The following is a 12243-nucleotide window of genomic DNA, read 5'->3' on the forward strand; positions in this document are numbered from 1 at the left end:
TTGGTGGAGACGGCGCCGGTGCTGGTGTCCTTGGCCTGGTAGGTGGTGGGGCTGTAGATCTGCTCCTGGTCGTAGAGCTGGCTCTCCCGGTCCGCCAGGGTGACGGCGGAGCCGGTCTGGGGGGTAATGGTGAACTGGTCGAAGTCCCCGGCGAAGAACTGCACCGTCACGTCGTCTTTGTTCCAGCCGTTTTCGTTGGCTTTGGGCAGCCGGGTGTAGTGGTAGTCGCTGCCGGGGGCCTGGGTGTTCGAGGCGGGGTCGTCCGGGTCCAGCGGCTCCAGGGGCCGCTCGTTGAGGAGGGTCTTGCCCATATAATCCTTGTTTTGGAAGACATCGTCCTCCAACATCTGGCCCAGCTTCACCGCCTGGCCGTTGCTCTCGGTGACCTTGACATAGTAGACCACCTTGTACTCGGTGTTCCCCACCATGGTCAGGGGGATGCCGCCGCTGCCGTTGATTGCCTGGCCGACTTTGGTGCCGTTGACGGTCACCGGGTAGGTGCTGTCGTTGAGAAAGTTGATGCCCTGGGTGGGGTAGTTTTGGGCGTCGTCCGAGTTCTTGAGGTGCAGATTGAACGTCTGTCCGGCACAACTGCTGCTCTTGTTTTTGATAACCGATTCCACCCGCAAGACCGTGCCCGGAGCGACCACCGCATTCGGTGTGACCACCGTGTTGCTCGTCCCGTCGTAGAGGGTCATATTGACCAACTGGGGGTCAAAATCGTTGTATTGAAATGCGTCAAAGGAAGCCGATATCTGCAGGTTATCGGGCATATCGTTGGTCATGGCAGGGTCCCAGCAGATACTGCCGAGAAACCCCAGGTAGAATGAAGTACCCCCCATGGTGGCTGCCATGTTTTGGCGAAACGGCGTTTCCTGAATGGAGTAGCCCCCCACAGTGAACGTCATGGTGTCGCTGGAATAGTCGTATGAGCAGGAGATGCTGCCGCTGTTAAAATTGAGATACCAAGAGGCCAGTGGTTCTTGGTGTAGCGGTAGGTTGTTGCCACTGGTGGGCATATAGTCGCTCATCATGGTGGCCGTCGAAGTATTAAACTCGCGTTGGAAGCGGAACCATACATACGGTTTTGTATCACACGGCCCGGGTTTGGAATTGAAAGAAAAGCCACAGATATAGGCAAAATACCGGTTGGAGGGGTCTTGATAGGGAGCGGAGGTGTAATATGTGCCCTCGAGGGTCCAGTCACAGAGGAGAGAGACCTTTTGCTTGCTCTGGATCCCTCCCCAACTCAGGTAGTGCCCGAATTGGTCTGTCCCATAGTAAGAGGGCGAGCTATTTCGCCCAAAAATGATGTTGCTCCCGTTGAATGCCGCCGGACTGCCGCAGCACTGGTGAATATTGAAAATTTTGCTGTAATCGGTGGTCCCTATCGACCGCAGGGGACCCTCGCCCGCCGCTACGCCGGTTACGGCCCCTCGAGGTATCGCGGCCAGTGCGATCACCGCCGCCAGCAGTAGTGCGGATATGCGAATGGATACCCGCCTCTTTTTCTGTCTCATAAAATATACCTCCCTTTATTTGGCACTTTGCACAGTGCAGTTCAATCCTCATCGGCAAAAATGTGAACAGCTCTACAAATAAAATCCCACTCAAAAGGGTAAGGGTCGCCACCCCCAAAAAGTCTGTCATCTTTTTTGGAAATATTTATTTCTCCCAAATATTCGACAAAAAATGCTAAAATACCATTAGATGATACCGCATATTTGCTGTTAAAAGAAGCTTCTTTTGACAGGAAAAAGGAGGAAATTTTGTGCAGCTTTTGTCCCACCAGCAATTGGGAAAGCTCCTCGTGCGCGCCCAACAGGGCGACAGCGCCGCTTTTGACGCCCTCTACCGCGCCACCGCTCCGAGCCAGATCTGTCTGTATATGGGCACCTCGCAAGGGGTGGAGGACCTCTTGCAAGAGGTCTACCTCACCCTCTGGAAGCACCTGCCCGAGATCCAGCGCCCCGAAGCGCTGGTGGCCTACCTCAACCGCACCACCTACCACCTCTGCCAAAACCAGCGCCGCCTGCAGGGGCGGCGACAGGCCATTGCTCCCCAATACGCCCTGCGGGAAGACGACCTCCCACCCGCCGAGGACCCGGCCGCCCAAAAGGACTGGGAGATATCTCTGCAAGTGGCCCTGAAAACCCTCTCCCCCGCCCAGAGGCGGGCGGTGGAGCTGCGCTATTTTCAGGGAAAGACCATTCGGGAAATCTGCGAGGAGACCCACCAGTCCGCCAGCACGGTGCACCGCCTTCTCCGGGCGGCGCTGGAAAAACTCCGCCTGACGGTGTTGCCGGCAGTGGTGCCCGTCCTGGCGCTGCCCCATACAGGTGCTTTGCCCGCTGCCGTCGCCCCCCGGCGGCCCCGTCCCGCGCGCCGGGTGGGGATCGGGGCGGCCGTCACCTGCGCGGCGGCGGTGGCGGCTGTCTCACTGGCTGCCGTGCCGGTGGAGATCGCTGGGGTGGAGGTGGGGACGGAGCCCGCACGGGAGCAGACGATCTCTGTTCGGGTCGAGAGCTCCCTCCCCCTGCGGCAACTCGCCCTCACCGGCCCCGAGGGGGAGGCTGTGGCCCTGGTGAGGGACGGCAAACACTACCGGGGAACGGTCACCCGCAATGGCCTCTACCTGCTCACTGCGGTGGGGGTCACCGGTGCGCGGGCGGAAGAGACCTTTTCGGTGGAGGAGGTGGACCGGGAGGGCCCCGCCCTCGCCCAGTGCCGGCAGGAGGGGGAGTACACCTGGCTGGTGATGGAGGACCCGGCGGGGGTGGCCTCCCTGGTCTGCGGGGAGGAGGGGGCAGAGTATGCCCCCCTCCGGCGGGAGGGGGACGCCTTTGCCTTCTCCCTCCCCGCTGGGAACCACCGCATCCGGGCGGAAGACCGGCTGGGCAACCGCTCCAGCGGCACCGTCGCGGTGGAGGAGCGGTAAAGCGTTTCCCCTCTTTTCTAAAAAAGGAGACTGTTTTCTGTTTTTTCTGGCAAAAGCGCTAGCATCTGTTCCCTTTTTTGCGGTACAATGGGGGTAGAAAATAAACGTTTTGCCGTCGCGGGCCTTTTCCCGCCGCCGGCCGTCAGGAGGTGCAGAGCCGTGATCGTCAGCGCCAGCCGCCGCACCGATATTCCCTGCTATTACAGCCGCTGGTTCATCAACCGCATCAAGGCCGGCTCGGTCTGGGTGCGAAACCCCTTTCACCCCCGCCAGATCAGCGAGATCTCCCTCTCCCCCCAGGTGGTGGACGGGGTGGTGTTTTGGAGCAAAAACCCCGCCCCCCTCCTCCCCCTGTTGGGGCAGGTGCCCTACCCCTTCTACTTTCAGTTCACCCTCACCCCCTACGGCAGGGATCTGGAGCCCGGCCTCCCCGAAAAGCGGCAGCTCATCGACCTGTTTTGGCAGCTCTCCCGGGCCACCTCCCCCAAACAGGTGGTCTGGCGCTACGACCCCATCCTTATCAGCCCCACCTACACGGTGGCCTACCACCTGCGCTCCTTTGACGCCATGGCCCGCCGGCTGGCCGGGGCCGCCGACAGCTGTGTCATCAGCTTTCTCGACTCCTATCAAAAGACCGGCCGCGCCGGCCGCGACCTGGGGCTGCGGGCCCCCAACCGGGCCGAGATCGAGCAGCTGGCCCCCGCTTTTTCGGAGACGGCCGCCGCCTGCGGCTTTGCCCTCTCCACCTGCTGCGAGAGCGTCGACCTCTCCCAATGGGGCATCTCCCACGGCCGCTGTGTGGACGCGGGCCGACTGGCCGCCATCTCCGGCATCCCCCTGCGCCACCTGCCCGACCGGGGACAGCGCCCCGGCTGCGGCTGCTGTGAGAGCGTGGATGTGGGCGTCTACGACAGCTGCCTGAACGGCTGCCGCTACTGTTACGCCGGCGGGGGCGGCCAGTCGGCCCTGCGCCGGTACGAGCGCTACGACGAGTACAGCCCCCTGCTCTGCTCCGCCCTTGCCCCGGGCGACCAGGTCGCCAAGAGGGAGGCCGTCTCGCTGGTGGACGACCAGCTGCGGTTTTTCTGACGCCCGACAGTGGGCGCTCTGCCCGCCGTTTTGTCCTGAAACACATTCTTTCGGCCGGCCCGAATGGGCCGGCTCTTTTTATGGCCATTCGCTTTTTCGCGATAACAGGGCAAAGTTTAGCCCCTGGAAATTGTTCACATCTCACAGAAAAAGGGGGAAAACTTCTATTTGCCAACCCCCGGGGGGTAGGGTACAATGATTTTGTAATATGCGGATCTATGTGCAAAACGCCGTATCAAAATAGAAGATGGAGGTATCCGAAGTCATGGAAAACACCAAGAAAATCCCCATTATCATCGACTGTGACCCCGGCATTGACGACGCCATCGCCATCATGCTGGCCCACTCCACCCAGAAGTTCGACATCCTGGGCATCACCCCGGTGGCCGGCAATGTCGAGGCCAAACACACCCGGCGCAACGCCCGCGACCTGTCCGAGTACCTGGGCATCAACTGCCCGGTGGCCTACGGGGCCGAGAAGCCCCTCCTCTCCTACGACATCTATCGCCCCGCCTCCGGCACCCACGGCGTCAACGGCCTGGGCCCGGTCACCCTGCCCCCGGCCAAAAACCCGGTCTACCCCAAGCCCGCCTGGGACTTTATCTATGAAAAGGCAGTCGAGTGCAAGGGTGAACTGGTCATCGTCGCCACCGGCCCCCTGACCAACATCGCCATCGCCCTCCTCAAATACCCCGAGCTGCCCAAGATGATAGGGGGCTTTTACATCATGGGCGGGTCCACCACCACCGGTAACGCCAACCCCACGGCCGAGTTCAACATCCTGGTGGATGTGCACGCCGCCGACATCGTCTTCAAATCCGGCCTGTTGGTCAACATGGCCGGCCTCAACGTCACCCTCAAAACCGGCCTGCCCCTGGACTTTCTGGCCGAGCTCTCCCAGATGGAGAGCCGGGTCAGCGACGTGCTCGCCGGGCTGGTGGAGGGCTACAAGGACGTCAAGCCCGACCGCAACGGCAAACTCTCCAGCATCATCCACGACGCCATCCCCTTTCTGATGCTCATCGACCCCGACATGGTCACCTACAAGCCCTGCCACATCGACATGGAGTGCCAGAGCAAGATGGGCGGCTACGGCGCCACCCTGCCCAACTACGTCATCAGCGAAGAGGCCCCCCACAACTGCAACGACATCCAGGACGTGGATATGGAGAAGTACATGCAGCTGTGCGTGGACATGGTCAAATTCTACAAATAAACGGGAGGGAAAACGAACATGAGCAAGATTCCTGTCATCATTGATTGCGATCCGGGCCACGACGACTTTATCGCCCTGGCCCTGGCCCTGGCCAGCGACAAGCTGGACGTCAAGGGCATTGTCACCGTCGCTGGCAACCAGACGCTGGAGAAGGTCACCGTCAACGCCCTCAAGGCCGTTGAGCTGATGGGCCGCACCGACGTGCCGGTGGTGGCCGGCAGCGCCAAACCCATGCGCAAGGCCCATGTGCCGGTGCCCCAGGTGCACGGCGAGTCGGGTCTGGACGGCCCCTCTCTCCCCGCCCCCACCACCCAGGTGCTGGACAAAAACTTCGTCGATTTCTACGCCGACATCCTGCGCGAGAGCAGCGAGAAGGTCACCATCCTCGCCGTCGGCCCCCTGACCAACATCGCCACCCTCTTTTACTGCCACCCCGAGCTGGTGGAAAAGGTGGCCGCCATCAACGTCATGGGCGGGGCCAACCGCGCCGTCGACTTTAAGGACTACCCCTGCAAGGGGGCCGAGTTCAACATCTGGCAGGACGCCGAGAGCGCCCACTTCGTCTTTGATTTAGACGTGCCGGTGACCATGTTCGGCCTGGACATGACCTACCAGACCTGCGTCACCCCGGCCGAGTTTGAGCGTTTTGCCGCCGAGGGCGGCAAGGTGGGGAAGGTGGTCTCCCAGCTGCTGACCTTCTTCTACCGCTGCCAGGAAAAAAACGGCATGAAGGCCTGCCCCATCCACGACGCCTGCCCGGTGGCCTACACCATCGCCCCCGAGATGTTCCAGGTGGAGCACCGCGACATCACCGTCGAGTACGAGGGCGAGCACACCTACGGCTTTACCTACGTGGACATGCGGGTCTACAAGGAGCCCAGCAAGAAAAACTACTGGTGCGTCTCCACCGACCGCGACGCCTTTGTCGAGATGCTCATCAAGGCCTGCAAGTCCTACGACTAGGAGAGACGGGCGCTGTACTCAAAGAAAAAAAGAGAGCCGCCGGACCGAAGTCCGGCGGCTCTCTGCCGTATATGTAGCCCTAGGGGCGAATGTAGGCGTATCCCTCGCTCTGCCTGCGGGTCAGTTCCAGAGCTGTTGACAGCACCACCACCGCGTAGGAGGGGATGTCTTTGTTCCCCAGTCCCAGGTGACGGAGGGTGTTTTGGCTGATCGCCACATTGACCCCCCGCTTTACCAGGTCCTGCAGGGCGGTCCGTATCGGCTCTCCCGTCTCGTCGTGCAGGTTCAGCGGGGTGACAGCCGGTCCGTTGACCATGAACTCAATGACAATGTCGGTCTTGGTATCCTTCCCGTAGTTGAGCATGTGGATGGCATTTTTGATTGCCAGTTCCCACTTGGACGCGTCGCTCACATGAAAAATCGTGCGCATACTTCCCTCCTGACCCAATCGATGGATGGCTTCTATCTTTAAGATATATGAACAATATGTCTGTATTTGTGTTATATAGTGAATAATATATAAACACTATTTTTAAATTTTTGTTTTTCAACAGGGTTTTCCACAGGTGTTGAAAACTGCCCTGTTGGGTGTTTGGGGAAAATGGAGAAAAGGGGAAAAAGCCCATGGAAAAAGCGTTTTGACAGCGTGATGAGTCGAAAAGAGAGAAGGCATTTCCAGGGCGTTTGGCAAGAAATCCACATTGGCTATGTGGAAAAGGTTGAAAACCCGGCGTCCCTTGTCCAATTACAGGGAAAAGCGGCCTGCGCACCGATTTCTCGAGTGCGCGGGCCGCTTTTCTTTTGCAGAGGTTTTCCCCCCGCCGTCAGAGGGGGGAAAGGGGCGAAGTTGCCATCACAGCTTCTCCGGCGGTGAAATGCCGCGGCATCAGCCGCACTTGGAGAAGCCGCAGTTGCGGCAGGTCACGCAGCCGCCCTCATGCTCCAGGGCGCTGCCGCACTCGGGGCAGGTGCGCAGGGCGTGGGTGGGCAGGTGGTAGCCGATCCAGGCCTTTTCGGCGTGGGGGGTCTCGGTGCGCTTGGCGGGGGCCTCCGGGTGCCGGGTGGAGCTGGGGATGGTGGCCCCCTGCTCCGCGCCGCCGCTCTTCAAGAAGTCGTCCACCTTCTTGACGATCTTGGCGATGGCGTCCGGGCAGGAGGTGCAGCTCATCCCCTGCTGGCGGATGGTGGAGGGGCAGCGGATCCCCTTGAGCTGGTCGATGATCTCGTCCGCCGAGATGCCGGAGCGCAGGGCAATGGAGGTGAGGCGCGCGGTGGCCTCCGACTGGCTGGGGCAGCCCCCCGCCTTGCCGGTGTTGGTGAACACCTCCACGATCCCCTCTTTGTCGTAGTTGACGGTGATGTAGAGGTTGCCGCAGCCGATCTTCATCCGCTCGGTGAAGCCGTTGACCACCTCCGGCCGGGGCCGGGGCCCGATTTGACGGGTGGGCAGGGCGGGGACCTCCTCCTCTTTGGAGCCGTCGTTGACCTTGCCGATGTTGAGCACCTGGCTGTCCCGGCTGCCGTCGCGGTAGATGGTCACGCCCTTGCAGCCCAGGCGGTAGGCCAGCATGTACACCTGGGAGACGTCCTCCAAAGTGGCGGTGTGGCCGAAGTTGACCGTCTTGGAGACGGCGTTGTCGGTGTACTCCTGGAAGGCGGCCTGCATCTTCACGTGGTATTCAGGGGTCACGTCGTGGGCGCAGACAAACACCCGGCGGATGTCCTCGGGGATCTCCTCGATGTGGGCGATGGTCCCCTCCTTGGAGATGCGCCGCATCAGCTCGTCGGAGTAGAGGCCCCGCTCCTCCAGCAGCTGCTTGAGCACCGGGTTGACCTCGATGAGCTCGGTCCCGTCCATCACGTTGCGGATAAAGACATAGGCGAACACCGGCTCCACCCCCGAAGAGCACCCGGCGATGATGGAGAGGGTGCCGGTGGGGGCGATGGTGGTGACGGTGCCGTTGCGGCGGGCCGCCCCGTCTTTGAGGATGCTCTCTTCAAACAGGGGGAATGCGCCCCGCTGTTTGGCCAGCTCCTCGCTGGCTTCGTGCCCCACCCGGTTGATGAAGGACATGATCTCCCGAGCGGCCTCCACCCCCTCGTCGGAGTTGTAGGAGATGCCCCGCAGCAGCAGCATGTCGGCAAAGCCCATCACCCCCAGGCCGATCTTGCGGGTGGCCTTGGTGGTCTCGTCGATCTTGTCCAGGGGGTACTTGTTCACGTCGATGACGTTGTCCAAAAAGTGGACGGCGGTGCGTACCGTCTTCTCCAGCTTCTCCCAGTCCACCTCGCAGCCGTTTTTGTCTTTGCCCTGTTTGAGCATCTTCACCAGGTTGATGGAGCCCAGGTTGCAGCTCTCGTAGGGCAGCAGGGGCTGTTCGCCGCAGGGGTTGGTGCTCTCGATCGGCCCCTGGCCGGGGACCACGTTGTCCCGGTTGAGCCGGTCCAGGAAGATGATGCCGGGCTCGCCGTTTCTCCAGGCTCCCTCCACGATCTTGTCGTAGACCATCTTCGCCCCCAGGGAGCCCACCACCTTTTTGGTGGAGGGGTCGACCAGGTCGTACTCGCCGTCGGCGATCACCGCGGCCATAAACTCCTCGGTGATGCCCACGCTGATGTTGAAGTTGGTGATGTCGGCATTGTTCTTCTTGCAGTCGATGAACTCCAGGATGTCCGGGTGGTCCACCCGCAAGATCCCCATGTTGGCCCCCCGCCGGGTGCCGCCCTGCTTCACCGCCTCGGTGGCCATGTTGAACACCCGCATAAAACTGATGGGGCCGCTGGCCACCCCGCCGGTGGACTTGACGGCGCTGCCGCAGGGGCGCAGCCGGGAAAAGGAGAAGCCGGTACCGCCACCCGATTTGTGGATCAGGGCCGCCTGCTTCACCGCCTCGAAGATGTCCTCCATCGAGTCGGCCACCGGCAGCACAAAGCAGGCCGACAGCTGGCCCAGGGGGCGCCCGGCGTTCATCAGGGTGGGGGAGTTGGGCAGGAACTCCAGGTTGGTCATCGCCTCGTAGAATTCCTTTTCCAGCGCCTCGGTGGAGGCGCCGCCGGTATAGGGCTTGTCCGCGCCGGCGATGGAGCCGGCCACCCGGTGAAACAGGCCCTCCACCGTCTCGGTCACCTTCCCGCTCTCGTCGCGTATCAAATACCGCCGCTCCAGGACGGTCTCTGCGTTCTTTGAAACTGGCATCTCGCTTCTCTCCTCTTTTTTCGATCCGGGGCTTTGCCGCCCCGCAGAAAACCGCCGGCCGGCCATAACACCATATATTGTATCACTGCTGGGGTACAGGGGCAATATCTGTTACCGATCTGGCGGTCCGAAAAACAGAGAAGATTCTCTCCCCCTTTTGTGCAGAAGGGAAAATATTCAGTTTCCAATATTTTCTTGACCGGTTTTGCCCGCGGGCGAGGATGGGAAAGAGAGACAGGGCCGCGCCGGTTTGGGCGGGCCGGTGGCGGCGAGGAGGGCGCAAGGGAGGGCGGAAGGGGTGGAGAGAAGCGATGGAAGGGGGTGGCGAGGAGGCGTTCCGGCAAACCCGGTCCTGCGCGGCGTAGGGCCCCCTGAACTGCCCACCCAACTTCGCCTGTCAATGGCCTGGGGGAGGAGAGGCCGCTGGGGGAGAAAGGGGCGCTCTTCCGGCAGCTCCCCTCCAGCCTCTTTTCTCAAAAAGTGCCCTTCCCCTCCTCCCTGCCCCCTTTTGCGGCAAAAAGAGAGGGCGCGGCCTCCTCTCCCAGGAAGTCGCGCCCTCTTCTATTTCTTGCGGGGGAAACTCAGCTGTTTTTCCCCTGGATGTACTCGTCAATGGCGGTGGCGGCCTTTTTGCCCGCCCCCATGGCCAGGATGACGGTGGCTGCACCGGTCACCGCGTCGCCCCCGGCGTAGACCCCCTCGCGGGAGGTGAGGCCGGTCTCCTCGTCGGCGATGATGCCGCCCCACTTCTGGGTCTCCAGCCCCGCGGTGGTGGACTTGATCAGCGGGTTGGGGGAGGTGCCGATGGCCATGATCACGCAGTCCACGTCCAGCACGAACTCCGAGCCCTCTTTTACCACCGGGCGGCGGCGACCCGACTCGTCGGGCTCGCCCAGCTCCATCTCCACGCACTCGATGCCGCCCACCAGCTTGTTCTCGTCGGGCAGGATCCGCACCGGGTTGCACAGCAGCTTGAAGATGATGCCCTCTTCCTTGGCGTGCTCCACCTCTTCGCGGCGGGCGGGCAGCTCCACCTCAGAGCGGCGGTAGACGATGTAGACCTCTTCGGCGCCCAGCCGCTTGGCGCAGCGGGCCGCGTCCATGGCCACGTTGCCGCCGCCCACCACGGCCACCTTTTTGGCGTGCTCGATGGGGGTGTCGGCCCCCTCTTTGTAGGCCTTCATCAGGTTGACCCGGGTCAAGAACTCGTTGGCCGAGTAGACCCCCTTCAGGTTTTCCCCGGGGATGCGCATGAACCGGGGCAGCCCCGCGCCCGAGCCGATAAAGACCGACTCGAAGCCCTGCTCGAACAGCTCGTCGATGGAGAGCACCTTGCCGATGACCATGTTGGTCTCCACCTTGCAGCCCAGGGCCTTCAGGCCGTCGATCTCCTTTTGTACGATGGCCTTGGGCAGCCGGAACTCGGGGATGCCGTAGACCAGCACCCCGCCGGCCAGGTGGAGGGCCTCAAACACGGTCACGTCATAGCCCTTTTTCACCAGGTCGCCGGCGCAGGTCAGGCCCGAGGGGCCCGAGCCGATGACGGCCACCTTGTGCCCGTTGGGGGCGGGGCGCTGGGGCGCCTCGGTGCTGTGGCTGTTGTGCCAGTCGGCCACAAACCGCTCCAACCGGCCGATGGCCACCGGCTCCCCCTTGATGCCCCGCACGCATTTCCCCTCGCACTGGGTCTCCTGGGGGCAGACCCGGCCGCAGACGGCGGGGAGGGAGCTCTGCCGGGCGATCACCTGGTAGGCCCCCTCAAAATCCCGCTCCTTCACCTTGTCGATGAAGGCGGGGATGTCGATGGCCACCGGACAGCCGCCCACGCAGGGGGCGTTTTTGCAGTGCAGGCAGCGGTTTGCCTCGTCCACGGCCTGCTCCTCGGTGTAGCCCAGGGCCACCTCCAAGAAGTTTTTGTTGCGCACGTCGGGCGCCTGGGAGGGCATTTCATTTTTCTTTAAAGACATGTTGGGCACGGTCACTGCACCTCCTTGGCAAACAGGTTGCAGGTCTCTTCCCGGGCCTGCTTCTCAAAATCGCGGTACATGCTCGAGCGCTCGATGGCCTCGTCAAAGTCCACCAGGTGGCCGTCAAAGTCGGGCCCGTCCACGCAGGCGAACTTGGTCTCGCCGCCCACCGTCAGCCGGCAGCCGCCGCACATCCCGGTGCCGTCGATCATGATGGGGTTCATGCTCACCACCGTCTTGATGCCGTAGCCTTTGGTGAGGGCGGCGACGAACTTCATCATCACCAGGGGGCCGATGGCGATGACCTCGTCATACTGCTCCCCGCTCTCGATGAGCTCTTTCAGGGCGTCGGTCACCAGCCCCTTGCGGCCGCTGGAGCCGTCGTCGGTCATGATGACCAGCTTGTCGCTGACCGCCTCGAACTCCTCCTGCAAAATCACCAGGTCGGTGTTGCGAAAGCCCACCACCGAGTGGACCTCCGCCCTCTGCTGGTGCAGTTTCTTGGCGATCGGGTAGGCGATGGCGCAGCCCACCCCGCCGCCGATGACGGCGACCTTGTGCAGCCCGTCGGTGTGGGAGGGGGTGCCCAGGGGGCCCACAAAGTCCTGCAGGCACTCGCCCTCTTCCAGGTGGTTCAGCTTTTCGGTGGTGGCCCCCACGATCTGAAAGATGATGGTGACCGTCCCCTTTTCGCGGTCGTAGTCGGCGACCGTCAGGGGGATGCGCTCCCCTTCGGCGTCCACCCGCAGGATGATGAACTGGCCCGGCTGGGCCTTTTTCGCCACCAGCGGCGCGTCGATCTCCATCCGGGTGACGGTGGGGTTGAGCACCTCTTTTTTGACAATTTTGTACATAGGTGTGTCGCTGCTCCTTT

10 protein-coding genes are annotated in these 12243 nt (G+C 62.1%); 4 read left to right on the forward strand and 6 right to left on the reverse strand.

Annotation, left to right across the window (positions count from 1 at the left end):
* Both KQI11_RS00005 and KQI11_RS00010 read right to left on the reverse strand, forming a co-directional pair.
* The coding region (locus KQI11_RS00005; protein ID WP_216400619.1) for a hypothetical protein at positions 1 to 1031 on the reverse strand (1031 nt) is incomplete at its 3' end.
* 530 nt (positions 1032 to 1561) lie between these two features.
* Positions 1562 to 1789, reverse strand: coding sequence for a hypothetical protein (locus KQI11_RS00010; RefSeq protein ID WP_216400620.1), 228 nt, complete (start codon positions 1787 to 1789; stop codon positions 1562 to 1564).
* Here KQI11_RS00010 and KQI11_RS00015 point away from each other — a divergent pair.
* The 4 genes from KQI11_RS00015 (at position 1772) to KQI11_RS00030 (ending at position 6206) form a co-directional block, all read left to right on the forward strand.
* Positions 1772 to 2938, forward strand: coding sequence for an RNA polymerase sigma factor (locus KQI11_RS00015; RefSeq protein WP_216400621.1), 1167 nt, complete (start codon positions 1772 to 1774; stop codon positions 2936 to 2938). The two genes, KQI11_RS00010 and KQI11_RS00015, sit on opposite strands and share 18 nt — an antisense overlap.
* A gap of 159 nt (positions 2939 to 3097) precedes the next feature.
* The gene (locus KQI11_RS00020; RefSeq protein ID WP_216400622.1) at positions 3098 to 4027 is read left to right on the forward strand and encodes a DUF1848 domain-containing protein; all 930 of its coding nucleotides are present in this window, start codon (positions 3098 to 3100) and stop codon (positions 4025 to 4027) included.
* A gap of 265 nt (positions 4028 to 4292) precedes the next feature.
* On the forward strand, positions 4293 to 5243 hold the full coding sequence (locus KQI11_RS00025) for a nucleoside hydrolase (protein ID WP_216400623.1): 951 nt from the start codon (positions 4293 to 4295) through the stop codon (positions 5241 to 5243).
* Positions 5244 to 5261: 18 nt separating this feature from the next.
* Positions 5262 to 6206, forward strand: coding sequence for a nucleoside hydrolase (locus tag KQI11_RS00030; protein WP_216400624.1), 945 nt, complete (start codon positions 5262 to 5264; stop codon positions 6204 to 6206).
* Between the two features lie 79 nt (positions 6207 to 6285).
* On the opposite strand, the gene KQI11_RS00035 is transcribed toward KQI11_RS00030, so the two are convergent.
* From KQI11_RS00035 to KQI11_RS00050, 4 genes are all read right to left on the reverse strand, one after another.
* Positions 6286 to 6636, reverse strand: a complete 351-nt coding sequence (locus KQI11_RS00035; protein WP_216400625.1) for a DsrE family protein — start codon at positions 6634 to 6636, stop codon at positions 6286 to 6288.
* A 456-nt stretch (positions 6637 to 7092) separates the two neighbouring features.
* Positions 7093 to 9402, reverse strand: coding sequence for a vitamin B12-dependent ribonucleotide reductase (locus tag KQI11_RS00040; protein ID WP_243164325.1), 2310 nt, complete (start codon positions 9400 to 9402; stop codon positions 7093 to 7095).
* A 581-nt stretch (positions 9403 to 9983) separates the two neighbouring features.
* A complete protein-coding gene (gltA, locus tag KQI11_RS00045) occupies positions 9984 to 11378 on the reverse strand; it encodes an NADPH-dependent glutamate synthase (protein ID WP_216400626.1) in 1395 nt (464 codons plus the stop codon).
* Between the two features lie 2 nt (positions 11379 to 11380).
* Positions 11381 to 12223: a sulfide/dihydroorotate dehydrogenase-like FAD/NAD-binding protein gene (locus KQI11_RS00050; protein ID WP_216400627.1), complete on the reverse strand. Its 843-nt coding sequence runs from the start codon at positions 12221 to 12223 to the stop codon at positions 11381 to 11383.
* Between the last annotated feature and the right edge of the window lie 20 nt (positions 12224 to 12243).

The organism is Acetanaerobacterium sp. MSJ-12, assembly GCF_018917875.1.
Lineage (GTDB): Bacteria > Bacillota > Clostridia > Oscillospirales > Ruminococcaceae > Bittarella > Bittarella massiliensis.